Below are 24,736 nucleotides of genomic sequence, written 5' to 3' on the forward strand. Positions count from 1 at the left end.
CATGCGACGTATAGCTGTGATGGGCGCTGCCGGGCGCATGGGCAAGATTCTGGTCGAAGCGGTGCAGCAACGCGCGCCGCTGACCGGCCTGACGGCGGCCGTCGTGCGGCCTGGCAGCACGCTGATAGGCGTGGATGCCGGTGAGCTGGCATCGCTGGGACGTATCGGTGTGCCGTTGTCCGGTAATCTGGACGCGGTAGCGGATGAGTTCGATGTGTTGATCGACTTTACGCTGCCGGAAGTCATGTTGAAAAACCTGGCATTCTGCCGTAAGGCGGGCAAGGCCATGGTGATTGGCACGACTGGATTGGACGCTGCGCAGAAGCACTTGCTGGCGGAGGCGGGAAAGGATATCCCTATCGTGTTCGCGGCCAATTTCAGTGTTGGCGTGAACCTGTCGTTGAAGCTGCTGGATATGGCGGCTCGTGTGCTCGGCGATGACGCGGATATCGAAATCATCGAGGCTCACCATCGGCACAAGATCGATGCGCCTTCAGGTACGGCGCTGCGCATGGGTGAAGTGATCGCCAGCGCACTGGGTCGTGATCTGCAGAAGGTCGCGGTGTATGGTCGTGAAGGGCACACTGGTGCACGCGAGCGTGAAACGATTGGCTTTGCCACTGTTCGCGGTGGTGATGTAGTCGGCGATCACACCGTGCTGTTCGCTTGTGAGGGTGAGCGCCTGGAAATCACGCACAAGGCCTCCAGTCGCATGACCTTCGCCAAGGGTGCCGTACGCGCAGCTTTGTGGCTGGATGGTCGTGAGGCAGGCCTCTACGACATGCAAGACGTGCTCGATCTGCGTTAAGATGCGCCCGAAATCGGGTTCAAACCCAGCGTTTGAGCCCGGTTTTACTCCGCCAAGCGACGTCCTGTCGCATTCCCCGGCCTTTAAGGCTCATTGGCGGTAGACCAAAAATGCCTTTTTCTGTAAGCTACAGCTTTAGTGTGTCCACTAAAAGCGCGCAGAATTATTCGGTGAAGAAGCGGGGTGACGTGTCCATACGTCACTCCGCTTTTTTACAACCTGCGATCGCCCTTTCAGGCTTTATTTACGGGAGGTCTTCTTGACTAAGCCAGCCATACTCGCCCTTGCTGATGGCAGCATTTTTCGCGGCGAAGCCATTGGAGCCGACGGTCAAACCGTTGGTGAGGTGGTGTTTAACACCGCAATGACCGGCTATCAGGAAATCCTTACCGATCCTTCCTACGCCCAACAGATCGTTACCTTGACTTACCCGCACATCGGCAACACCGGCACCACGCCGGAAGACGCCGAGTCCGACCGCGTCTGGTCCGCTGGCCTGGTCATCCGTGACCTGCCGTTGGTTGCGAGCAACTGGCGTAACACGATGTCCCTGTCCGACTACCTGAAAGCCAACAACGTTGTGGCAATCGCCGGTATCGACACCCGCCGCCTGACACGCATCCTGCGTGAAAAAGGCGCGCAGAACGGCTGCATCATGGCCGGTGACAACATTTCCGAAGAAGCCGCCATCGCTGCCGCTCAGGGTTTCCCTGGCCTCAAGGGCATGGACCTGGCGAAAGTCGTCAGCACCAAAGAACAGTACGAGTGGCGCTCGACTGTCTGGGATCTGAAAACCGACAGCCACGCGACCATCGACGCCTCCGAGCTGCCGTATCACGTGGTTGCCTACGACTATGGCGTCAAGCTGAACATCCTGCGCATGCTCGTCGAGCGCGGTTGCCGTGTGACGGTGGTGCCGGCTCAAACGCCAGCCGCCGACGTCCTGGCGATGAAGCCGGACGGCGTGTTCCTGTCCAACGGTCCTGGCGACCCGGAGCCTTGCGACTACGCGATTCAGGCGATCAAGGATGTGCTGGAAACCGAGATCCCGGTCTTCGGTATCTGCCTCGGCCACCAACTGCTGGCCCTGGCCTCCGGCGCCAAGACCCTGAAAATGGGTCACGGCCACCACGGTGCCAACCACCCGGTCCAGGATCTGGACAGCGGTGTGGTGATGATCACCAGCCAGAACCACGGTTTTGCGGTAGACGAAGCGACCTTGCCAGCCAACGTTCGTGCGATTCACAAATCGCTGTTCGACGGCACCCTGCAAGGTATCGAGCGTACCGACAAGAGCGCCTTCAGCTTCCAGGGTCACCCTGAAGCCAGCCCTGGCCCGAACGACGTAGCGCCATTGTTCGATCGCTTCATCAACGAAATGGCCAAGCGACGCTAATCGCTCGCCTTGATGTTGCAAAGCTTGAGGGCGGTCCCGACACCGGTGGCCCCCTCAAGGCTTCAGAGATTGAACAAGACGGCTTGCCGACTGACCTGCGGATTTGAGTGACAAACCCATGCCAAAACGTACAGACATAAAAAGCATCCTGATTCTCGGCGCTGGCCCGATCGTGATCGGCCAGGCCTGCGAATTCGACTACTCCGGCGCCCAGGCCTGCAAAGCCCTGCGCGAGGAGGGGTACCGTGTCATCCTGGTGAACTCCAACCCGGCGACCATCATGACCGACCCGGCCATGGCCGACGCTACCTACATCGAACCGATCAAATGGCAAACCGTTGCCAAGATCATCGAGAAAGAGCGTCCGGACGCACTGCTGCCGACCATGGGCGGCCAGACCGCTCTGAACTGCGCCCTGGACCTGGAGCGCGAAGGCGTTCTGGAGAAGTTCGGCGTAGAGATGATCGGCGCCAACGCCGACACCATCGACAAGGCTGAAGACCGTTCGCGCTTCGACAAAGCCATGAAGTCCATCGGTCTGGACTGCCCGCGTTCGGGTATCGCCCACAGCATGGAAGAGGCCAACGCGGTTCTCGAGCGTCTGGGCTTCCCATGCATTATCCGCCCGTCCTTCACCATGGGCGGCACGGGTGGCGGTATCGCTTACAACCGCGAAGAGTTCGAAGAAATCTGCGCCCGCGGTCTGGACCTGTCGCCGACCAAAGAGCTGCTGATCGACGAATCCCTGATCGGCTGGAAAGAGTACGAAATGGAGGTTGTCCGCGATAAGAAGGACAACTGCATCATCGTCTGCTCCATCGAAAACTTTGACCCGATGGGCGTGCACACCGGCGACTCGATCACCGTTGCTCCGGCACAGACCCTGACCGACAAGGAATACCAGATCCTGCGTAACGCCTCCCTGGCGGTACTGCGCGAGATCGGCGTGGAAACCGGTGGCTCCAACGTCCAGTTCGGCATCTGCCCGAACACTGGTCGCATGGTCGTCATCGAGATGAACCCGCGGGTTTCCCGTTCCTCGGCACTGGCGTCGAAAGCCACCGGTTTCCCGATTGCCAAAGTCGCGGCCAAACTGGCTGTGGGCTACACCCTCGACGAGCTGTCGAACGACATCACCGGCGGCAAGACCCCGGCGTCCTTCGAACCGTCGATCGACTATGTCGTCACCAAGCTGCCACGCTTCGCCTTCGAGAAATTCCCGAAAGCCGACGCACGCCTGACCACTCAGATGAAGTCGGTCGGTGAAGTCATGGCCATCGGCCGGACTTTCCAGGAATCCCTGCAGAAGGCCCTGCGCGGCCTTGAAGTGGGCGTTTGCGGTCTGGATGAGAAGCTCGACCTGAGCAACCCGGAAAGCATGAGCGTGCTCAAGCGCGAACTGACCGTGCCGGGCGCCGAGCGCATCTGGTACGTGGCTGACGCCTTCCGCGCCGGCCTGTCGGTCGAAGACATTTTCGGCATGAACATGATCGACCCGTGGTTCCTGGTGCAGATCGAAGATCTGATCAAGGAAGAAGAGAAGGTCAAGACCCTGGGTCTGGCCAGCATCGACCGCGACGTGATGTTCCGCCTCAAGCGTAAAGGCTTCTCCGACATGCGTCTGGCCAAGCTGCTGGGCGTGACCGAGAAGGCTCTGCGTCGCCATCGTCACAAGCTCGATGTTTACCCAGTCTACAAGCGCGTTGATACCTGCGCGGCCGAGTTCGCCACCGACACCGCTTACCTCTACTCGACTTACGAGGAAGAGTGCGAAGCCGCGCCGTCGGGCCGCGACAAGATCATGATCCTCGGCGGCGGTCCTAACCGTATCGGCCAGGGCATCGAGTTCGACTACTGCTGCGTACACGCGGCACTGGCCCTGCGCGAAGACGGTTACGAGACCATCATGGTCAACTGCAACCCGGAAACCGTTTCCACCGACTACGACACCTCCGATCGCCTGTACTTCGAGCCAGTGACCCTGGAAGACGTGCTGGAAATCTGCCGAGTCGAGAAGCCGAAAGGCGTGATCGTCCAGTACGGCGGCCAGACTCCGCTGAAACTGGCGCGTGCCCTGGAAGAAGCCGGCGTGCCGATCATCGGCACCAGCCCTGACGCCATCGACCGTGCCGAAGACCGTGAGCGCTTCCAGCAGATGGTTGAGCGTCTGAACCTGCGTCAGCCGCCAAACGCCACCGTGCGCAGCGAAGACGAAGCGATTCGTGCCGCTGCCAAGATCGGTTACCCGCTGGTGGTGCGTCCGTCCTACGTACTGGGCGGCCGTGCGATGGAAATCGTCTACGAAGAAGAAGAGCTCAAGCGCTACCTGCGTGATGCGGTGAAAGTGTCCAACGACAGCCCGGTGCTGCTCGACCACTTCCTCAACTGCGCCATCGAAATGGACGTGGATGCGGTCTGCGACGGCACCGACGTGGTGATTGGCGCGATCATGCAGCACATCGAGCAGGCCGGCGTTCACTCCGGTGACTCCGCATGCTCCCTGCCGCCGTACTCGCTGCCTGCACACATCCAGGACGAGATGCGCGAACAGGTCAAGAAAATGGCCCTGGAGCTGGGCGTAGTCGGCCTGATGAACGTTCAGTTGGCGTTGCAAGGCGAAGATATCTACGTCATCGAAGTCAATCCGCGCGCTTCCCGTACCGTACCGTTCGTGTCCAAGTGCATCGGTGTTTCCCTGGCGATGATCGCGGCTCGCGTGATGGCCGGTAAAACCTTGAAGGAAATCGGCTTCACCAAGGAAATCATTCCGAACTTCTACAGTGTGAAAGAGGCGGTGTTCCCCTTCGCCAAATTCCCTGGCGTGGACCCGATCCTGGGCCCAGAGATGAAGTCCACGGGTGAAGTGATGGGCGTGGGCGACACCTTCGGCGAAGCCTTCGCCAAGGCCCAGATGGGCGCCAGCGAGGTACTGCCGACCGGCGGTACTGCGTTCATCAGCGTGCGTGATGACGACAAGCCACTGGTTGCAGGCGTGGCCCGTGATCTGATCAACTTGGGCTTCGAAGTGGTCGCCACCGCCGGTACTGCCAAGCTGATCGAAGCCGCAGGCCTGAAAGTGCGTCGTGTGAACAAGGTGACCGAAGGTCGTCCGCACGTGGTCGACATGATCAAGAATGACGAAGTCACCCTGATCATCAACACCACCGAAGGTCGTCAGTCGATCGCTGATTCGTACTCCATTCGTCGTAATGCCCTGCAGCACAAGATCTACTGCACCACCACCATTGCTGCTGGCGAAGCTATCTGCGAAGCGCTGAAGTTCGGTCCCGAGAAGACCGTGCGCCGCTTGCAGGATCTACACGCAGGATTGAAGGCATGAGCATAACCAAGTACCCAATGACCGTTCAGGGCGCCAAAGCCCTGGAAGAAGAACACGCTCACCTGACCAAGGTCGTCCGTCCGAAGCTCAGCCAGGACATCGGTACGGCCCGCGAGTTGGGTGACTTGAAAGAAAACGCCGAATACCACGCTGCTCGCGAGCAGCAGGGTATGGTCGAGGCGCGGATCCGCGACATCGAAGGCCGCATGCAGAACGCGGTGATCATCGATGTCACGACCATTCCTCACACCGGCAAAGTGATTTTCGGCACCACCGTTGAAATCGCCAACGTCGAGACTGATGAAAGCGTCACTTACCACATCGTTGGTGAGGATGAGGCTGACTTCAAGCTTGGCAAGATTTCAGTGGGTTCGCCACTGGCCCGCGCCTTGATTGCCAAGGAAGAGGGTGATGTGGTCGCCGTGAAAACGCCAGGTGGCGTTATCGAGTACGAGATTGTCGAAGTACGCCACATCTAAAAACAGGCGCCCGCTCCGTGCGGGCGCCATGCTTTGGCAGCTGACTCAGATGTTGTGGGTTGGCGGCCTGTGGCTGTTGCACATCGGTCTGCTGCCGGTGCTGGGCCGAATTGGCCTGGCACCGCTGCTGATTGACGAAATTGCAGGCACGCTGAATGCGCTGATGGTGGGGTTCGCCGCAGCGTGTGTGATTTTTCAGGCTTTGGTGCTGGTTCAGGCCGAGGGCCTTGCCAGTCTATGGCGCGATATTCGTGGGCAACTGCTGCTGATGGCGCTGTATGCGTGTGCGATGTATGTCGCGGCGCGTGTCGGCTGGCCGGATGCGGTGCGTTGGCAGGTGTTCAGCTATCTTGTTCTGGGCTTTTCCGGGCTGGTGCTGGTGTTGCAACCGGTGCCTGGGTGGAGTGGCAGGGTGCGCGAAGCACACCCTTGACCCTTGCCATCACTTGAAGCGATGAACGTTCGACAGCTGCTTGTTGACGCTGAAGTTCTTGCGGTAAATCAGTGCCATCTTGCCGATGACCTGAACCAGATCCGCTTTGCCGGCCTTGCAGAGTTCTGCAATGGACGCCAGGCGCGATTCGCGATCGAGGATGTTGAGCTTGATTTTGATCAGCTCGTGATCCGCCAAAGCGCGTTCAAGTTCGGCTAACACACCTTCAGTCAAACCGTTGTCAGCCACAATCAAAACTGGTTTCAGATGGTGGCCAATGGATTTGTACTGTTTCTTCTGCTCTTGAGTGAGCGGCATAATCTGACCCCTGCGTCTGATCTTGTAAAAAGCGGCGGCCAGTTTACCCGAGCGAGTCCGGGACCGCCCAGTTAATCACGACCCGTTTTATTTTCGAGGTGGCCCGTGGCCCGTTCCAAGACAAGCCTTAAGTGGCTGCAAGAACACTTCAACGACCCATTCGTCAAAATGGCGCAAAAAGACGGGTATCGCTCCCGTGCCAGCTACAAATTGCTGGAGATTCAGGAACGGGATCGTTTGATCCGTCCGGGCATGAGCGTGATCGACCTCGGTGCGGCCCCGGGTGGCTGGTCCCAGGTGACCAGTCGTCTGATTGGCGGGCAGGGTACGCTGATTGCTTCCGACATCCTTGAAATGGACAGCATCCCCGATGTGACCTTCATTCAGGGTGACTTCACCGAGGACGCCGTATTGGCACAGATCCTTGAAGCGGTCGGAAATAAAGAAGTGGACCTTGTGATTTCCGATATGGCCCCCAATATGAGTGGACTGGCATCTGTTGATATGCCGAAATCGATGTTCCTGTGCGAGTTGGCGCTGGATCTTGCGACTCGGGTGCTGAAGCCAGGTGGTGATTTTTTGATCAAAATCTTCCAGGGTGAAGGTTTTGACGAATACCACAAGAGCGTTCGCAAGCAGTTCGAGAAGGTCACGACGCGTAAGCCGAAATCGTCGCGCGATCGCTCCCGTGAGCAGTACTTGCTGGGCCGTGGTTTCCGCGGACGCAGTGAGGAGTAAGAGGTTTTTCGACCGGGGTGATAGGTTTTTCGTATTTCGCCCCGTGAGCATTAGCGAATATTGTGTAGAAAGTGTTTCACAAAGGGTTACAGACGGCGCCTGCCAGAGCCGTAGGTAATGTAGTAAGTTAGGCCGGTGAATATCATGCGAAGCGCGCGCCATTAGCGGAGCTTGCTTCAGAGGGTAGTTAATTGAACGATATGGCAAAGAATCTGATCCTGTGGTTGATCATCGCGGCTGTCCTGGTGACAGTGATGAACAACTTCTCCAGCCCTAACGAGCCGCAGACCCTCAACTATTCCGACTTCATCCAGCAGGTCAAGGATGGCAAGGTCGAGCGCGTAGCAGTTGACGGCTATGTGATCACCGGCAAACGCAACGATGGCGACAGCTTCAAGACCATTCGTCCTGCAATCCAGGACAACGGTCTGATCGGCGACCTCGTGGATAACCACGTTGTGGTCGAAGGCAAGCAGCCTGAACAGCAAAGCATCTGGACTCAACTCCTGGTTGCAAGCTTCCCGATCCTGGTGATCATCGCCGTATTCATGTTTTTCATGCGGCAGATGCAGGGCGGTGCCGGTGGCAAGGGCGGGCCGATGAGCTTCGGCAAGAGCAAGGCGCGCCTGCTCTCTGAAGATCAGGTGAAAACCACCTTGGGTGACGTTGCCGGTTGCGACGAAGCCAAGGAAGAAGTCGGTGAACTGGTCGAGTTCCTGCGTGATCCGGGCAAGTTCCAGCGTCTGGGCGGTCGCATTCCACGCGGCGTGCTGATGGTGGGGCCTCCGGGTACCGGTAAAACCTTGCTGGCCAAGGCGATTGCCGGCGAAGCGAAAGTGCCGTTCTTCACCATTTCTGGTTCCGATTTCGTCGAAATGTTCGTCGGTGTTGGTGCCAGTCGTGTTCGCGACATGTTCGAGCAGGCCAAGAAACACGCGCCATGCATCATCTTCATCGATGAAATCGACGCCGTCGGTCGCCACCGTGGCGCCGGCATGGGTGGCGGACACGATGAACGTGAGCAGACTCTCAACCAGTTGCTGGTAGAGATGGATGGCTTCGAAATGAATGACGGCATCATCGTCATCGCTGCGACCAACCGTCCGGACGTACTGGACCCTGCGTTGCTGCGTCCGGGCCGTTTCGACCGTCAGGTCGTGGTCGGTCTGCCGGACATTCGTGGTCGCGAGCAGATTCTCAAGGTCCACATGCGCAAAGTGCCAATGGGTGACGACGTCGCCCCGGCCGTAATTGCTCGTGGTACCCCTGGTTTCTCCGGTGCCGACCTGGCCAACCTGGTGAACGAGGCGTCGTTGTTCGCGGCCCGTGCCGGCAAGCGCATCGTCGAAATGAAAGAGTTCGAGCTGGCCAAAGACAAGATCATGATGGGCGCCGAGCGCAAATCCATGGTCATGTCCGAGAAAGAGAAGCAGAACACCGCTTATCACGAAGCAGGCCATGCCATTGTGGGTCGCGTCGTGCCTGAGCATGACCCGGTCTACAAGGTGTCGATCATTCCACGCGGTCGTGCGCTGGGTGTGACCATGTTCCTGCCGGAAGAAGATCGTTACAGCTTGTCCAAGCGTGCGTTGATCAGCCAGATCTGCTCGCTGTATGGCGGTCGTATTGCTGAAGAAATGACCCTGGGCTTCGATGGCGTCACCACCGGTGCGTCCAACGACATCATGCGTGCCAGTCAGATTGCACGGAACATGGTGACCAAGTGGGGGTTGTCGGAAAAACTCGGCCCGTTGATGTATGCCGAAGAAGAGGGTGAAGTATTCCTCGGTCGCGGCGGCGGTGGTCAGGGTGCAAGCTTCTCTGGTGAGACAGCCAAGCTGATCGACTCCGAAGTGCGCAGCATCATTGATCAGTGCTATGGCACGGCCAAGCAGATCCTCACGGATAACCGTGACAAGCTCGACGCCATGGCCGATGCCCTGATGAAGTACGAAACGATCGATGCCGATCAGATCGACGACATCATGGCGGGTCGTACGCCTCGCGAACCTCGCGACTGGTCGGGCGGCACCGGTACTTCCGGAACCCCTCCGGCAGTGCAGGACGAGCGTCCGGAAACACCGATCGGCGGTCCGGCTGCCGACGTTTAAGGTTTGAAATGACTTCTGTTCAGTCCTCGACCCGGTTGCCTTGCGGCAACCGGGTTCTTGATTTGGCCCAGACGCATGTCATGGGTATTCTCAATGTCACTCCCGACTCCTTTTCCGATGGCGGCCAATACAGCCAGCTCGATGCGGCCCTGCGCCACGCTGAAGCCATGGTGGCGGCCGGCGCGACGCTGATCGATGTCGGTGGCGAGTCGACCCGGCCCGGCGCCAGGGCGGTTTCGCCGCTCGAAGAGCTGGAGCGCGTAGCGCCGATTGTTGAGCGCATCAATCGCGAGCTGGATGTGATCATCTCGGTCGATACGTCCACGCCTGCCGTCATGCGCGAAACCGCACGACTGGGGGCGGGGTTGATCAATGACGTGCGCGCGCTACGCCGCGATGGTGCTCTGGACGCGGCGGCGGCCACCGGCCTGCCGGTCTGCCTGATGCATATGCTCGGTGAGCCGGGTGACATGCAGGACAACCCCCAATATCAGGACGTGACCAAAGAGGTGGGTGAGTTCCTCGCCGAGCGCATGGTGCAGTGTGCGTCGGCAGGAATTCCGGCTGAGCGGATCATTCTTGATCCAGGCTTCGGTTTCGCCAAAACCTTGCAGCACAATCTAAGCTTGTTCAAACATATGGAAGCGCTGCATGCCTTGGGGCGGCCTCTGTTGGTCGGGGTTTCGCGAAAGAGCATGATAGGTCAGGCCTTGAATCGCCCGGTCGGAGAGCGGTTGCATGGTGGCCTGGCACTCGCGGCGCTGGCTTCGCTCAAGGGTGCGCGTATATTGCGCGTCCATGATGTGGCCGAAACCGTCGATGTGGTGCGGATGATCGCCGCAGTGGAATCAGCCGAATAAGAATGATGGAGCACTTATGACTAAGAAATACTTTGGCACCGACGGGATTCGTGGTCGGGTCGGCGAATACCCGATTACTCCTGAATTCATGCTCAAGCTCGGTTGGGCTGCGGGCATGGCGTTCCGCAAGATGGGCGCCTGCAAAGTATTGGTAGGCAAGGACACCCGGATTTCCGGATACATGTTCGAATCGGCACTCGAGGCCGGGCTTACTTCGGCAGGTGCCGATGTAATGCTCCTGGGCCCGATGCCGACGCCAGCCATTGCCTACCTGACGCGGACCTTTCATGCCGAAGCCGGAATAGTGATCAGTGCCTCGCACAATCCTCACGATGACAATGGCATCAAGTTTTTCTCCGGAAAGGGCACCAAGCTTCCGGATGAAGTCGAGCATATGATCGAAGAATTGCTCGATACCCCGATGACCGTGGTTGAGTCGAGCAAGATCGGCAAGGTGTCGCGAATCAACGATGCCTCGGGTCGTTATATCGAATTCTGCAAGAGTAGCGTCCCGACGGGCACCAGCTTCGCGGGCCTGAAGATCGTGATCGACTGCGCTCATGGTGCAACCTACAAAGTTGCTCCTAGCGTATTCCGTGAGCTGGGCGCTGATGTTGTTGTGCTTTCCGCTCAGCCGAACGGCCTGAACATCAATGACAATTGTGGTTCGACTCACATGGGGCAGCTGCAAGCCGCCGTATTGGCAGAACACGCCGATCTGGGGATTGCGTTTGACGGTGATGGCGACCGGGTTCTGATGGTCGATCACACCGGCGCAATCGTCGATGGTGACGAGCTGCTGTTCATCATTGCCCGCGATCTGCATGAGCGTGGCAAATTGCAGGGCGGCGTGGTCGGGACCTTGATGAGCAACCTGGGGCTGGAACTGGCCCTGGCGGATCTGTCGATTCCTTTTGTGCGTGCCAACGTTGGCGACCGTTACGTGATCGCCGACCTGCTGGAACGCAACTGGCTGGTAGGTGGTGAGAATTCAGGCCATATCGTCTGCTTCAATCACACGACTACCGGTGATGCAATCATCGCTGCGCTTCAGGTCCTGATGGCGCTGAAGACTCGCTCCGAAGGGCTGGCTCAGTCCCGTCAGGCATTGCGCAAGTGCCCTCAGGTGCTGATCAATGTGCGTTTCGGCGGCGGTGCGAGTCCTCTCGATCATCCGTCGGTCAAAGAGGCTAGCGAGCGTGTTACCAAGGCCATGGCGGGTCGTGGGCGCGTGCTGTTGCGCAAGTCCGGAACGGAGCCGCTGGTACGGGTCATGGTTGAAGGCGAGGACGAAACGCAGGTCCGCGGCTACGCCGAAGAGCTGGCAAAACTGGTTACTGAAGTTTCTGCCTGAATTCGGCTTGCCAGCCATGGTTGTGTTGGGTAACATCTGCGCCCACTTTGACCGACGAGGTACAGCATGCGTCGCCCTATGGTAGCTGGTAACTGGAAGATGCACGGTACCCGCGCCAGCGTCGCTGAGCTGATCAATGGCCTTCGTCATCTGGCCTTACCGAGCGGTGTTGATGTCGCGGTATTCCCGCCTTGCTTGCATATCAATCAAGTGATTGATGGCTTGAAAGGCAAGTCGATTTCGGTCGGCGCGCAGAACTCTGCGGTGGAATCCATGCAAGGTGCATTGACCGGTGAAATTGCGCCGAGTCAGTTGGTGGATGCAGGTTGTTCCTTCGTGCTTGTCGGGCACTCCGAACGCCGCCAGATAATGGGCGAGCGAGACGGTATGCTGAATCGCAAGTTCGCAGCGGCACAGGCATGTGGCTTGATTCCGGTGTTGTGCATAGGGGAAACCCTGGAGCAGCGTGAAGCCGGGAAAACTCTTGAGGTTGTCGGGCGTCAGCTTGGCAGTATCATAGAGGAGCTGGGTGTCGGTGCCTTTGCAAAGGCAGTAATCGCTTACGAGCCGGTCTGGGCTATTGGTACCGGGCTGACTGCTTCGCCGCAACAGGCGCAGGATGTGCACGCAGCCATTCGCGCTCAGTTGGCGGCAGAGAATTCTGAAGTCGCACGAGGTGTGCGGCTTCTATACGGCGGCAGCGTGAAGGCGGCCAATGCGGTCGAACTGTTCGGCATGCCGGATATCGATGGGGGGCTCATTGGTGGAGCGTCCCTGAATGCAGATGAGTTCGGTGCGATTTGTCGCGCCGCGGGAAACTGAAAAAATGCTGGAAACAGTCGTAGTCGTTTTTCATCTGCTGGGTGCATTGGGCGTAGTTGCTCTGGTATTGCTGCAGCAGGGTAAAGGTGCGGATGCTGGCGCGTCTTTCGGAGCAGGTGCTTCAAATACTGTGTTCGGAAGCCAAGGTTCCTCTACCTTTCTTAGTAAGTTTACTGCTATACTTGCCGCCGGTTTCTTCATAACCAGCTTGGGGTTAGGTTACTTTGCTAAAGAGAAAGCTCATCAGCTGACTCAAGTAGGTTTGCCAAACCCGGCAGTGTTGGAAGTTCCAAAGCAACAACCGGCTTCTGATGATGTACCGGTGCTTCAAGAGCAAAAGTCGGCTACTCCAGCGACTGACGTGCCTCCAGCTCAAGAGCAAAAGTAAGAAGGGTTTCAAACGTAGTATTGCCGAGGTGGTGGAATTGGTAGACACGCAACCTTGAGGTGGTTGTGCCCATAGGGTGTAGGGGTTCGAGTCCCCTTCTCGGTACCAATTATCAGGAGAGCCCGCTGTTGCGGGCTTTCTTGTAGGTGGAAGGTTACATTGACCCTGTTAGGGATCGGTCGTATACTTCCGCCCCAGCTTTGTCGCGGGGTGGAGCAGTCTGGTAGCTCGTCGGGCTCATAACCCGAAGGTCGTCGGTTCAAATCCGGCCCCCGCAACCAGTTTAAGGAGCCCCTTTTCAGGGGCTTTTTGTTAGCTGGACACTTTATAACGCCGCTGTTCGACGGCGTTTCAAGGATGGGCGTTTCGCCCATTTTTTTATTTTGCATAGCATGCACATACATGCACGAGGGGGTTCAGGTGTCGAGCAAGCTAGAAGAGTTGCAGGCCTTGCTGGCCCCGGTGGTCGTGGCCCTAGGCTATGAATGCTGGGGTATTGAGTTTTCGGCTCAAGGTCGCCACTCAATGTTGCGCGTTTATATCGATAAAGAGGGCGGTGTGCTGGTGGACGATTGTGCCATCGTCAGCCGTCAGATCAGCGGTGTTCTGGATGTTGAAGATCCAATCGCCGTTGAATACACCCTTGAAGTTTCCTCGCCTGGCATGGAACGCCCGCTGTTCACTATTGAGCAGTTTGCAAAATTTGCCGGTGAACAAGTGAAGATCAAGCTGCGCTCGCCTTTTGAAGGACGACGCAACTTTCAGGGCCTTCTGCGCGGTGTAGAAGAGCAGGACGTCGTGGTGCAGGTAGAAGACCATGAGTTCCTGTTGCCGATCGATATGATCGACAAGGCCAACATTATTCCCAGTTTTGACTGAGACGCGGATCCCGCGGATCCAATGGCTTGCGAAAGGCGAGGCGTACGATGAGCAAAGAAGTACTGCTGGTTGTTGAGTCGGTATCCAATGAAAAGGGCGTACCGGCAAACGTAATTTTTGAAGCGCTGGAGCTGGCTCTGGCCACTGCTACCAAAAAGCGTTTCGAGGACGAAGTCGATCTGCGTGTGGAAATCAATCGCCACACCGGTGCTTACGAGACATTCCGTCGCTGGACGGTTGTTGAAGAAGCAGACCTGGATGATCCGGCCATCGAAACCTGGCCGAGCAAGGTTGCAGAAACGCATCCTGGCGCCAAGGTGGGTGATGTAGTCGAAGAAAAGATCGAATCCATCGAGTTTGGCCGCATCGCTGCACAGACTGCCAAGCAAGTTATCGTGCAGAAAGTTCGCGAAGCCGAGCGCGCTCAAGTCGTTGATGCCTATCGCGAGCGCCTTGGGGAAATCATCTCCGGCACCGTGAAGAAAGTGACCCGTGACAACGTGATCGTCGACCTGGGCAACAACGCTGAAGCGTTGCTGGCTCGTGAAGACATCATCTCTCGCGAAACCTTCCGGGTTGGCGTGCGTCTGCGTGCGCTGCTCAAGGAAATCCGCACCGAGAACCGCGGCCCGCAGCTGATCCTGTCGCGTACCGCGCCGGAAATGCTGATCGAGTTGTTCCGCATCGAAGTGCCGGAAATCGCTGAAGGCCTGATCGAAGTAATGGCTGCCTCCCGTGACCCGGGTTCGCGTGCCAAGATCGCGGTTCGCTCCAAGGACAAACGCATTGACCCGCAAGGCGCTTGCATCGGTATGCGCGGTTCGCGCGTCCAGGCAGTGTCGGGTGAGTTGGGCGGTGAGCGCGTGGACATCGTCCTGTGGGACGACAACCCGGCTCAGTTCGTGATCAATGCAATGTCGCCAGCTGAAGTGGCGGCAATTATCGTTGACGAAGATGCCCATGCAATGGACATCGCCGTTGGCGCAGACAATCTGGCTCAGGCCATCGGTCGCGGTGGTCAGAACGTGCGTCTGGCCAGCCAGTTGACCGGCTGGACCCTGAACGTGATGACCGAATCGGACATCCAGGCTAAGCAGCAAGCAGAAACCGGCGACATCCTGCGCAACTTCATCGACGAGCTGGAAGTCGACGAAGACCTGGCACAGGTGCTGGTAGATGAAGGCTTCACCAGCCTGGAAGAGATTGCCTACGTACCGTTGGAAGAAATGCTCAACATCGACGGCTTTGACGAAGAAACCGTCAACGAGCTTCGTGCTCGCGCCAAGGATCGTTTGTTGACCAAAGCCATCGCTACTGAGGAAAAGCTGGCAGACGCCCATCCGGCCGAAGACCTGCTCTCACTTGAGGGTATGGACAAGGATTTGGCGATGGAACTGGCGGTGCGCGGCGTAATTACCCGCGAAGACCTGGCCGAGCAGTCTATTGACGACCTGCTCGACATCGACGGCATTGACGATGATCGTGCCGGCAAGTTGATCATGGCCGCCCGAGCCCACTGGTTCGAGTAATTAGGCGCGGCCTGAGGAGAGAAGTGCATGACGCAAGTCACGGTGAAACAACTGGCCGATGAGGTCAAAACACCGGTAGAGCGCCTGTTGCAGCAGATGCGTGAGGCAGGTCTGCCGCACACCGCCGCCGACGAAGGTGTGAGCGATAGTGAGAAGCAGTCTTTGCTGACTCACTTGAAGAGCAGCCACAAGGCGAAAGTGGAAGAACCGCGCAAGATTACATTGCAGCGCAAAACCACCAGTACCCTGCGTGTTGCTGGCAGCAAAAGCATCAGCGTTGAAGTACGTAAAAAGAAAGTTTTCGTACAGCGCAGCCCGGAAGAAATCGAAGCCGAGCGCAAACGCGAACTGGAAGAACGTCGCGCAGTAGAAAATGCTGCTCGTCAGAAGGCTGAAGAAGAAGCCAAGCGTCGCGCCGAAGAAGAAGCGCGTCGCCAGCCTGCTGCTGCGCAAACCGCTTCCAACGATGCTGTCGCAGCGCCGGCTGCAGTTGCCGAACCTGTACGCGAAAGCGCACCGGTCGTGGCTGCTGCTCCAGCGCCGTCTGCAGACGTTCGCAACAAGCAGAACGAACAGCGCCGTCCGGACAAACCACGTGCCGACGATAATAATCGTCGTGGCAGTGGCGATGGTGAGCGCAAAAACGCTCCGCATCGTGCTTCGGTCAAGGAAAAAGCGCCTGCTCCACGCGTTGCTCCACGTACTACCGACGAAGAAAGCGATGGCTTCCGTCGTGGTGGTCGCGGCAAGGCCAAGCTGAAGAAACGCAACGCTCACGGTTTCCAGAGCCCAACCGGCCCTGTAGTGCGCGAAGTGAAGATCGGCGAGACCATCACTGTTGGCGATCTCGCCCAGCAGATGTCGGTCAAGGCTGCTGAAATCATCAAGTTCATGTTCAAACTGGGTACCCCAGCGACCATCAACCAGGTACTGGATCAGGAAACTGCCCAACTGGTTGCCGAAGAGCTGGGCCACAAAGTGACCCTGGTCAGCGACACCGCCCTGGAAGATTCCCTGGCCGAGTCCCTGAAGTTTGAAGGTGAAGCGTTCTCCCGTGCACCGGTTGTGACCGTAATGGGCCACGTTGACCACGGTAAGACATCGCTGCTCGACTACATCCGTCGTGCCAAGGTAGCTGCAGGCGAAGCCGGCGGTATCACCCAGCACATCGGTGCGTACCACGTTGAAACTGATCGCGGCATGGTCACCTTCCTCGACACCCCGGGTCACGCTGCGTTTACCGCAATGCGTGCTCGTGGTGCCAAGGCAACTGACATCGTGATCCTGGTCGTTGCAGCGGACGATGGCGTAATGCCGCAGACCATTGAAGCGGTCCAGCACGCCAAGGCTGCCGGTGTTCCGCTGGTTGTTGCCGTGAACAAAATCGACAAGCCGGGCGCTGATCTCGATCGCATCCGTAGCGAACTGTCGGTTCACGGCGTGACGTCGGAAGAGTGGGGCGGCGACACCCCGTTCGTATCGGTTTCGGCGAAAGTCGGTACTGGCGTGGACGAGTTGCTTGAAGCTGTTCTGCTGCAAGCTGAAGTTCTGGAACTGAAAGCGACTCCTTCGGCTCCAGGCCGTGGCGTTGTGGTTGAATCGCGTCTCGACAAAGGTCGTGGCCCGGTTGCTACCGTTCTGGTTCAAGACGGTACCCTGCGCCAAGGCGACATGGTGCTGGTCGGTTCGAACTATGGCCGCGTTCGCGCCATGCTCGACGAGAACGGCAAGCCAATCAAGGAAGCGGGTCCTTCCATCCCTGTCGAGATCCTCGGCCTGGACGGTACCCCGGACGCTGGCGACGAGATGAGCGTGGTTGCCGACGAGAAGAAAGCCCGTGAAGTGGCTCTGTTCCGTCAAGGCAAGTTCCGCGAAGTCAAGCTGGCCCGTGCTCACGCCGGCAAGCTTGAAAACATCTTCGAGAACATGGGCCAGGAAGAGAAGAAGACGCTCAACATCGTCCTCAAATCCGACGTCCGTGGTTCGCTGGAAGCGTTGAACGGTGCCTTGAACGGCCTGGGTAACGACGAAGTGCAAGTGCGTGTTGTCGGTGGCGGTGTCGGTGGTATCACCGAATCCGACGCCAACCTGGCACTGGCCTCCAACGCTGTACTGTTCGGCTTCAACGTGCGTGCCGATGCTGGCGCTCGCAAGATCGTCGAGCAGGAAGGTCTGGATATGCGTTACTACAACGTGATCTACGACATCATCGAAGACGTCAAGAAAGCCCTCACCGGTATGCTGGGCAGCGATGTTCGCGAGAACATCCTGGGTACCGCTGAAGTGCGTGACGTGTTCCGTTCGCCGAAGTTTGGCGCGATCGCCGGTTGCATGGTTATCGAAGGTGTTGTTCACCGTAACCGTCCAATCCGCGTACTGCGTGAAGACATCGTTATCTTCGAAGGCGAGCTGGAATCCCTGCGCCGCTTCAAGGATGACGCTTCCGAAGTGCGTGCTGGCATGGAATGCGGTATCGGCGTTAAGAGCTACAACGACGTCAAAGTCGGTGACAAGATCGAAGTCTTCGAGAAGGTTCAGGTTGCTCGCAGCCTCTAACTCGCGCACTTCAAGGGCCACGCCGAGCCGTCGCATGCAAGTGCGCGGCACAGCGTCAGGACTCTAAACGCAACGCCCGGTCTGGCTTTTGTCAGGCCGGGCGTTTGCCGCTTTCAGACCCCACGGGTTTCACCGTGAGGCAGTAACAGGTAACAAGACATGGCAAAAGAATACAGCCGTACCCAACGTATCGGCGATCAGATGCAGCGTGAGCTGGCACAGCTGATCCGTCGTGAAGTCAAAGACCCGCGCGTAGGCCTGGTCACCATTACCGCTGTGGAAGTCAGCCGTGACGTCGGTCACGCCAAGATCTTCATCACCGTGATGGGCCAGGACAACGCCGAAGACATCGCGCAAAGCATCAAGGTGCTCAACTCCGCCGCCGGTTTCCTGCGCATGCAGTTGGCTCGCGAAATGAAGTTGCGTAGCGTTCCACAGCTGCACTTCCACTACGACGAAAGCGTCGTGCGTGGCGCGCACCTGTCGGCCCTGATCGAGCGCGCGGTGGCTGAAGACAATCAGCACCCGGTTGCGGCTGAAGCCGAAGACACCAAGGAGTAATCGGTGGCTCAGGTCAAACGTATCCGTCGTAACGTCAGCGGCATCATCCTGCTCGACAAGCCGCTGGGCTTCACCTCCAACGCGGCGTTGCAGAAGGTCCGCTGGTTGCTGAACGCCGAGAAGGCCGGACACACCGGCAGTCTCGATCCGCTGGCCACCGGCGTGCTGCCGTTGTGCTTCGGTGAGGCCACCAAGTTCTCGCAGTACCTGCTCGATTCCGACAAGGGTTACGAAACCCTGGCGCAACTGGGCAAAACCACCACCACGGCGGATGCCGAAGGTGAAGTTTTGCAGGAGCGCCCGGTGACCGTTGGTCGCTCCGATGTCGAGGTGGTACTGCCGAAATTTCGTGGGCAAATCAGTCAGATACCGCCGATGTACTCGGCGCTCAAGCGTCATGGCCAGCCGCTGTACAAGCTGGCGCGTGCAGGCGAAGTAGTGGAGCGCGAACCGCGTTCTGTTACTATTGCGCGCTTGGAATTGCTGGCCTTTGAAGGTGATACTGCGCGGCTTGCGGTGGATTGCAGCAAAGGCACCTATATCCGCACCCTGGTGGAGGATATCGGTGAGCAACTCGGTTGTGGCGCTTACGTGGCTGAACTGCGACGTACCCAGGCCGGGCCTTTCACGCTGGCGCAGACCGTCACGCTTGAAGAGTTGGAAGCGGTACATGCCGAAGGCGGCAACGAAGCGGTCGACCGCTTCCTGATGCCATCGGACAGCGGCCTGCTGGATTGGCCACTGTTGCAGTTCTCGGAGCACAGCTCGTTCTACTGGCTTAACGGCCAACCGGTACGCGCCCCGGATGCACCGAAGTTCGGCATGGTACGGGTACAGGATCACAACGGTCGCTTCATCGGTATCGGTGAAGTGAGCGAAGACGGGCGCATCGCGCCGCGTCGACTGATTCGGTCAGAATGACCGGACGAGGGTGGCTGTTAACAGGCACGGTCACTACTCATTTTTAGATACAGGGATTTGTCCCTGGCCTGTTGAAGCTGTTTCCTTGAAACAGCTTCCTGATAAAAGGATTGCCTCATGGCTCTCGACGTTCAAGAAAAAGCTCAAATCGTAGCTGACTACCAGCAAGCTGTTGGTGACACTGGTTCGCCAGAAGTGCAAGTTGCACTGCTGACCCACAACATCAACAAGCTGCAAGGTCACTTCAAGGCCAACGGTAAAGATCACCACTCCCGTCGTGGTCTGATCCGCATGGTAAACCAGCGTCGTAAGCTGCTGGACTACCTGAAAGGCAAGGATCTGGGCCGTTACCAGGCTCTGATCGGTCGCCTGGGTCTGCGTCGCTAATAAGCGATTGCGCTAGAGGTTGGTTGTCTGTCGTCCGTCAGTGGGTCTTCCACTGACGGATGGCAGGCTCCCAGCCTCAAGTTTTATCTGGATACACGTTTTACCCTGGACAGGCGTTGGGCCGATTCCCGACATTGCCCAAGAATTTCGCAAGAAGACAAGTTCCCCAAGAGCCACAAAAGAAGGTAGGACACCGTGAACCCGGTAATCAAAAAATTCCAGTTCGGTCAGTCGACCGTTACCCTCGAGACTGGCCGTATCGCCCGTCAGGCCTCCGGCGCAGTATTGGTCACCGTTGACGACGACGTCAGCGTATTGGTGACCGTAGTCGGTGCCAAACAAGCCGATCCAGGCAAGGGCTTCTTCCCTCTGTCTGTTCACTATCAGGAAAAGACTTACGCTGCCGGTAAGATCCCTGGCGGTTTCTTCAAGCGTGAAGGCCGTCCTTCCGAGAAAGAGACCCTGACTTCCCGACTGATCGACCGTCCGATCCGTCCGCTGTTCCCAGAAGGTTTCATGAACGAAGTGCAGGTCGTCTGCACCGTCGTTTCCACCAGCAAGAAGACCGATCCGGACATCGCTGCAATGATCGGTACCTCGGCTGCGCTGGCCATCTCCGGCATTCCTTTCGATGGCCCGATCGGCGCTGCCCGCGTTGCGTTCCACGAAAGCACCGGCTACCTGCTGAACCCGACTTACGAACAACTGAAAGCATCGAGCCTGGACATGGTCGTTGCCGGTACTTCGGAAGCCGTTCTGATGGTTGAATCGGAAGCCAAAGAGCTGACCGAAGACCAAATGCTGGGCGCGGTACTGTTTGCTCACGACGAGTTCCAGGTTGTGATCAACGCCGTCAAAGAACTGGCCGCTGAAGCTGCCAAACCAACCTGGACCTGGGCTCCACAGCCAGAAGCTACCGCTCTGCTGGGTGCTATTCGCGCCGAGTTCGGCGAGTCGATCTCCCAGGCTTACACCATCACCGTCAAAGCCGACCGTTATGCACGTCTGGGCGAGCTGAAAGATCAGGTAGTTGCGAAACTGTCCGGTGAAGAAGGTCAGCCGACTTCCGCTGAAGTCAAAGCTGCTTTCGGCGAAATCGAATACCGCACCGTTCGCGAAAACATCGTAAACGGCAAGCCACGTATCGACGGCCGCGACACCAAGACCGTACGTCCTTTGAACATCGAAGTCGGCGTTCTGCCAAAGACCCACGGTTCGGCGCTGTTCACCCGTGGCGAAACCCAGGCCCTGGTAGTTGCAACACTGGGTACTGCCCGTGACGCACAACTGCTGGACACCCTGGAAGGCGAGAAAAAAGACCCGTTCATGCTGCACTACAACTTCCCTCCGTTCTCGGTTGGTGAGTGTGGTCGCATGGGTGGCGCTGGTCGTCGCGAAATCGGTCACGGCCGTCTGGCCCGTCGTTCGGTTCAGGCCATGCTGCCTGCTGCCGACGTGTTCCCGTACACCATCCGTGTGGTGTCGGAAATCACCGAGTCCAACGGTTCGAGCTCCATGGCTTCGGTCTGCGGCGCTTCCCTGGCTCTGATGGATGCCGGCGTTCCGATGAAGGCACCGGTTGCCGGTATCGCCATGGGCCTGGTTAAAGAGGGCGAGAAATTCGCCGTCCTGACCGACATCCTGGGTGACGAAGACCACCTGGGCGACATGGACTTCAAGGTAGCCGGTACCGCCAAAGGTGTTACCGCGCTGCAGATGGACATCAAGATCAAAGGCATCACCGAAGAAATCATGGAGATCGCTCTGGGCCAAGCCCTCGAAGCGCGCCTGAACATCCTCGGTCAGATGAACCAGATCATTGGCCAGTCGCGTACCGAACTGTCGGAAAACGCTCCGACCATGATCGCGATGAAAATCGACACCGACAAAATCCGTGATGTCATCGGTAAAGGCGGCGCGACCATTCGTGCGATCTGTGAAGAGACCAAGGCTTCGATCGACATCGAAGACGACGGCTCGATCAAGATCTTCGGCGAAACCAAGGAAGCGGCTGAAGCTGCACGTCAGCGCGTTCTGGGCATCACCGCTGAAGCTGAAATCGGCAAGATCTACGTGGGTAAAGTTGAACGCATCGTCGACTTCGGCGCATTCGTCAACATCCTGCCGGGCAAGGACGGTCTGGTTCACATCTCGATGCTGAGCGACGCTCGCGTTGAGAAAGTGACCGACATCCTGAAAGAAGGCCAGGAAGTGGAAGTTCTGGTACTGGACGTGGACAACCGCGGCCGTATCAAGCTGTCCATCAAAGACGTGGCAGCTGCCAAGGCTTCGGGCGTTTAATTACCCCCACGCCTGACCGCTTCAACGTTATAAAAAATGCCCGGCAGTGAAAGCTGCGGGGCATTTTTTTGTCTGCGAAAAGTGGAAACGGTTTGTGGATTTGCCCGTCCTCAATCCCGGTGCTAGGTTTAGCTCACCGCCCGTGTAGCTCAGTCGGTAGAGCAGCGCACTCGTAACGCGAAGGTCGCAGGTTCGATTCCTGTCTCGGGCAAAAATTACTCCGTTATTTCACCTTGCTCCTCAGATCATCCACGGTGCGTTTCAGCTGATCCAGTTGACTGTCCTGATTGCTGACGTCCCGCTTGAGGCTGGACAGCTCACTCGAGCTCGAACTGGAACTTGATCCGGCGCTACGTTTGAGATCGTCTATCTGGCTGGCGAGATTCTTCAGGCCGGTTTCCTGTTCACTGACGGTACGCTTGAGGTTAGCCACTTCGCTGGAGTTGGAACTGGAATTCGAACCACTGTTGCGTTTGAGCTCCTCTAATTGCTTGGTGAGCTCTTTCAGGTCTTTGTCCTGTCCGCTGGCAGTCTGTTTGAGGTTGGCTATTTCACTGGCACTCGAACTGGAACTCGTTCCGTTGTTGCGCTTGAGTTCTTCAATGAAGCGCGCCTGCTCTTTGAGGTTTTCCTGTAGTTCTTTGATGTCATCTGTGTTGGTTTTAACGGTGCGCAGCAGTGTTTCCACCCCCTCAATACTGATATTGCTCCTGACCATGACGTCTTTACCGTACAGGTTGTGGAAGACGAGGAATTTGTCAGAGTAAGAAGGGTTGTCGGAGGTGAATTCCAGACTGGCTTGAGCCGTATTGGCCAGTGCCAGGTTGCCAAGCAGAAGGGCGGCCATGCCGGTTGCAAACAGGGTAGACGGAAGTTTCGAGAAAATGCGCATCACCTGAGATCCTTGTGAAGTGCCTAGATGGCACATCGCTATGACTTTGCCTTTTGAGGGTTGTTCCTGAATGGCGAGGGAATATTTTCAGAAAACCTGATCGACAGTTTTTTTGTAGATTTGATGTAAAAGTCCATATAAATCGTCGTTCAAACGTCCTATATTCGGACCTTGCATAAGCACCACCCTGCAGTTTTCAAATGATCCACGAATGGTTCTGAAGGCCAGACAAACCGGGCTTCAAACGGTTTTTCTGCGTCAGAGAGATCCTTGATGATCCAGATCCATCTTCCATTCCCCAGATCAGCGAGAACGACATGACCGTTAAAGAATTGAGTCAAGAAGCCAGACACGAAGAAGCGCTTAAAAAATACCTGCTTGAGTCGCCCCAGCTAGCCGAAGAGATCAAGGACTTGCCCGCCGACGATCAGAAGGACCAGGTTCAGTGGGCGTTCGAGGATGAGGCTGAATCCCAGGGCTTGCAGCCATGGGAGCTGACGCTCAAGTACACCTCGACCCCTGAAGAGTTCGAAGCTGCGCGCCTGGTACTGCACAAGGAGGCGGCCGAGGTTTTGGGCGTCGAGTGGGAAGAGTACTGCGAGATGAATAATCTGGTGGTCTGACCTGTGGAGCGACGATGCGGCGATCCGACCTGCTCGCGAAGAGGCCATGTCAGTCGACGTAATTGTCGCCTGGCCACCCCTTTCGCGAGCAGGCTCGCTCCCACCCCACATTTGGCACGGGCGTTTTCTCGATCAGAGGCTCAGTCGCATCGACAGGTCGACAGCCTTCACGTCCTTGGTCATCGCGCCAATCGAAATATAATCCACCCCTGTTTCCGCGATCGGCAGCAACGTGCTTTCGTTGATGCCGCCGCTGGCCTCCAGTTTTGCCTTGCCGCCGTTCAGGCGCACCGCTTCGCGCATGTCATCCAGGCTCAACTCATCGAGCATGATGATGTCGGCACCGGCCGCCAGGGCCTCTTTCAGCTCCGTCAGGCTTTCCACTTCGATCTCCACCGGTTTGCCCGGGGCGATCTTGTGCGCGGCGTTGATGGCCTCAGGGATGCCACCGCAGGCGGCGATGTGGTTTTCCTTGATCAGGAAGGCGTCGTACAGGCCGATGCGGTGGTTGTGGCAACCGCCGCAGGTCACGGCGTACTTTTGCGCCAGACGCAGCCCCGGCAGGGTTTTGCGGGTGTCGAGCAACTTCACCCGGGTCTCGGCAACGAAATCCGCCAGGTATTGCGCGCGGGTGGCCACGCCTGAAAGCAGTTGCAGGAAATTCAGCGCACAACGTTCGCCCGTGAGCAGCGAGCGCGCCGGGCCTTCGAGGTGGAACAGCGCCTGATTGGGTTTAACCCGTTCGCCGTCACGCACCTGCCAGTGCACGGCAACCCGCGGGTCCAGTTGCCGGAAAACCGCATCGACCCACGCAGTGCCGGCGATGACGGCGGCGTCGCGCGTGATGATGGTGGCTTTGGCCAGGCGTTCGGCCGGGATCAGCTGCGCGGTGATGTCGCCGCTGCCGATGTCTTCGAGCAACGCGCGGCGCACGTTGGCTTCGATTTCGGCGGTCAAATCGGCGAGACGTAGATTCGGCATAACGGACTCCACAAACAAAGTGGCCCGATTATAGGGCCATGGCGCGGGGCAACCCAAGG

The 24,736-nt window shown here is 57.8% G+C and carries 22 protein-coding genes and 3 tRNA genes; 22 read left to right on the forward strand and 3 right to left on the reverse strand.

Features of this window, described 5'->3' with window-relative positions:
• Position 1: 1 nt before the first annotated feature.
• The 5 genes from dapB to ACYZUD_RS27810 all read left to right on the forward strand — a co-directional run bounded on the left by dapB (position 2) and on the right by ACYZUD_RS27810 (position 6,456).
• Positions 2 to 808, forward strand: coding sequence for a 4-hydroxy-tetrahydrodipicolinate reductase (dapB, locus tag ACYZUD_RS27790; protein ID WP_462021071.1), 807 nt, complete (start codon positions 2 to 4; stop codon positions 806 to 808).
• 259 nt (positions 809 to 1,067) lie between these two features.
• Positions 1,068 to 2,204: a glutamine-hydrolyzing carbamoyl-phosphate synthase small subunit gene (gene carA, locus ACYZUD_RS27795; protein ID WP_045060050.1), complete on the forward strand. Its 1,137-nt coding sequence runs from the start codon at positions 1,068 to 1,070 to the stop codon at positions 2,202 to 2,204.
• A 118-nt stretch (positions 2,205 to 2,322) separates the two neighbouring features.
• On the forward strand, positions 2,323 to 5,544 hold the full coding sequence (carB, locus tag ACYZUD_RS27800) for a carbamoyl-phosphate synthase large subunit (protein ID WP_462021072.1): 3,222 nt from the start codon (positions 2,323 to 2,325) through the stop codon (positions 5,542 to 5,544).
• A gap of 2 nt (positions 5,545 to 5,546) precedes the next feature.
• Positions 5,547 to 6,023 carry a transcription elongation factor GreA gene (gene greA / locus ACYZUD_RS27805; RefSeq protein WP_033058235.1) on the forward strand — a complete coding sequence of 159 codons (477 nt, stop codon included), beginning with the start codon at positions 5,547 to 5,549 and terminating at the stop codon, positions 6,021 to 6,023.
• A gap of 28 nt (positions 6,024 to 6,051) precedes the next feature.
• Complete coding sequence (locus ACYZUD_RS27810; RefSeq protein WP_462021073.1) at positions 6,052 to 6,456, forward strand: MFS transporter; 405 nt, start codon at positions 6,052 to 6,054, stop codon at positions 6,454 to 6,456.
• Positions 6,457 to 6,465: 9 nt separating this feature from the next.
• Here ACYZUD_RS27810 and ACYZUD_RS27815 read toward each other — a convergent pair whose 3' ends face one another.
• Positions 6,466 to 6,774 carry a YhbY family RNA-binding protein gene (locus ACYZUD_RS27815; RefSeq protein ID WP_017336468.1) on the reverse strand — a complete coding sequence of 103 codons (309 nt, stop codon included), beginning with the start codon at positions 6,772 to 6,774 and terminating at the stop codon, positions 6,466 to 6,468.
• A gap of 105 nt (positions 6,775 to 6,879) precedes the next feature.
• Here ACYZUD_RS27815 and rlmE point away from each other — a divergent pair, with 105 nt between their 5' ends.
• From rlmE to ACYZUD_RS27895, 16 genes are all read left to right on the forward strand, one after another.
• Positions 6,880 to 7,512, forward strand: a complete 633-nt coding sequence (rlmE, locus tag ACYZUD_RS27820) for a 23S rRNA (uridine(2552)-2'-O)-methyltransferase RlmE (RefSeq protein WP_223516380.1) — start codon at positions 6,880 to 6,882, stop codon at positions 7,510 to 7,512.
• Positions 7,513 to 7,712: 200 nt separating this feature from the next.
• The gene (ftsH, locus tag ACYZUD_RS27825; RefSeq protein WP_462025126.1) at positions 7,713 to 9,623 is read left to right on the forward strand and encodes an ATP-dependent zinc metalloprotease FtsH; all 1,911 of its coding nucleotides are present in this window, start codon (positions 7,713 to 7,715) and stop codon (positions 9,621 to 9,623) included.
• Positions 9,624 to 9,631: 8 nt separating this feature from the next.
• On the forward strand, positions 9,632 to 10,483 hold the full coding sequence (gene folP, locus ACYZUD_RS27830) for a dihydropteroate synthase (protein WP_462021074.1): 852 nt from the start codon (positions 9,632 to 9,634) through the stop codon (positions 10,481 to 10,483).
• Positions 10,484 to 10,499: 16 nt separating this feature from the next.
• Complete coding sequence (gene glmM / locus ACYZUD_RS27835; RefSeq protein WP_462021075.1) at positions 10,500 to 11,837, forward strand: phosphoglucosamine mutase; 1,338 nt, start codon at positions 10,500 to 10,502, stop codon at positions 11,835 to 11,837.
• A gap of 66 nt (positions 11,838 to 11,903) precedes the next feature.
• Positions 11,904 to 12,659 carry a triose-phosphate isomerase gene (gene tpiA, locus ACYZUD_RS27840; RefSeq protein ID WP_462021076.1) on the forward strand — a complete coding sequence of 252 codons (756 nt, stop codon included), beginning with the start codon at positions 11,904 to 11,906 and terminating at the stop codon, positions 12,657 to 12,659.
• Between the two features lie 4 nt (positions 12,660 to 12,663).
• Positions 12,664 to 13,047 carry a preprotein translocase subunit SecG gene (gene secG / locus ACYZUD_RS27845; RefSeq protein ID WP_017336473.1) on the forward strand — a complete coding sequence of 128 codons (384 nt, stop codon included), beginning with the start codon at positions 12,664 to 12,666 and terminating at the stop codon, positions 13,045 to 13,047.
• A 22-nt stretch (positions 13,048 to 13,069) separates the two neighbouring features.
• Positions 13,070 to 13,155, forward strand: a tRNA-Leu gene (locus ACYZUD_RS27850).
• Positions 13,156 to 13,251: 96 nt separating this feature from the next.
• Positions 13,252 to 13,328 (forward strand) — tRNA-Met (locus ACYZUD_RS27855).
• 139 nt (positions 13,329 to 13,467) lie between these two features.
• Positions 13,468 to 13,926 carry a ribosome maturation factor RimP gene (rimP, locus tag ACYZUD_RS27860; protein WP_010463487.1) on the forward strand — a complete coding sequence of 153 codons (459 nt, stop codon included), beginning with the start codon at positions 13,468 to 13,470 and terminating at the stop codon, positions 13,924 to 13,926.
• 47 nt (positions 13,927 to 13,973) lie between these two features.
• Complete coding sequence (nusA, locus tag ACYZUD_RS27865; RefSeq protein ID WP_007900474.1) at positions 13,974 to 15,455, forward strand: transcription termination factor NusA; 1,482 nt, start codon at positions 13,974 to 13,976, stop codon at positions 15,453 to 15,455.
• 27 nt (positions 15,456 to 15,482) lie between these two features.
• Positions 15,483 to 18,011, forward strand: coding sequence for a translation initiation factor IF-2 (gene infB / locus ACYZUD_RS27870; RefSeq protein WP_462021077.1), 2,529 nt, complete (start codon positions 15,483 to 15,485; stop codon positions 18,009 to 18,011).
• Between the two features lie 159 nt (positions 18,012 to 18,170).
• Positions 18,171 to 18,572 carry a 30S ribosome-binding factor RbfA gene (gene rbfA / locus ACYZUD_RS27875; protein ID WP_008149016.1) on the forward strand — a complete coding sequence of 134 codons (402 nt, stop codon included), beginning with the start codon at positions 18,171 to 18,173 and terminating at the stop codon, positions 18,570 to 18,572.
• A gap of 3 nt (positions 18,573 to 18,575) precedes the next feature.
• Positions 18,576 to 19,493, forward strand: a complete 918-nt coding sequence (gene truB / locus ACYZUD_RS27880) for a tRNA pseudouridine(55) synthase TruB (protein WP_462021078.1) — start codon at positions 18,576 to 18,578, stop codon at positions 19,491 to 19,493.
• Positions 19,494 to 19,610: 117 nt separating this feature from the next.
• Complete coding sequence (rpsO, locus tag ACYZUD_RS27885) at positions 19,611 to 19,880, forward strand: 30S ribosomal protein S15 (RefSeq protein ID WP_003176135.1); 270 nt, start codon at positions 19,611 to 19,613, stop codon at positions 19,878 to 19,880.
• 195 nt (positions 19,881 to 20,075) lie between these two features.
• On the forward strand, positions 20,076 to 22,181 hold the full coding sequence (gene pnp, locus ACYZUD_RS27890) for a polyribonucleotide nucleotidyltransferase (protein WP_462021079.1): 2,106 nt from the start codon (positions 20,076 to 20,078) through the stop codon (positions 22,179 to 22,181).
• A 138-nt stretch (positions 22,182 to 22,319) separates the two neighbouring features.
• Positions 22,320 to 22,392 (forward strand) — tRNA-Thr (locus ACYZUD_RS27895).
• Between the two features lie 12 nt (positions 22,393 to 22,404).
• Here the strand turns inward: ACYZUD_RS27895 and ACYZUD_RS27900 are convergent.
• A complete protein-coding gene (locus ACYZUD_RS27900; protein WP_462021080.1) occupies positions 22,405 to 23,073 on the reverse strand; it encodes a hypothetical protein in 669 nt (222 codons plus the stop codon).
• 317 nt (positions 23,074 to 23,390) lie between these two features.
• Here ACYZUD_RS27900 and ACYZUD_RS27905 point away from each other — a divergent pair, with 317 nt between their 5' ends.
• The gene (locus tag ACYZUD_RS27905) at positions 23,391 to 23,696 is read left to right on the forward strand and encodes a DUF6388 family protein (RefSeq protein ID WP_462021081.1); all 306 of its coding nucleotides are present in this window, start codon (positions 23,391 to 23,393) and stop codon (positions 23,694 to 23,696) included.
• 132 nt (positions 23,697 to 23,828) lie between these two features.
• Here the strand turns inward: ACYZUD_RS27905 and nadC are convergent, their stop codons facing one another.
• Complete coding sequence (nadC, locus tag ACYZUD_RS27910; protein ID WP_462021082.1) at positions 23,829 to 24,677, reverse strand: carboxylating nicotinate-nucleotide diphosphorylase; 849 nt, start codon at positions 24,675 to 24,677, stop codon at positions 23,829 to 23,831.
• Between the last annotated feature and the right edge of the window lie 59 nt (positions 24,678 to 24,736).

The organism is Pseudomonas sp. XS1P51 (assembly GCF_054897845.1).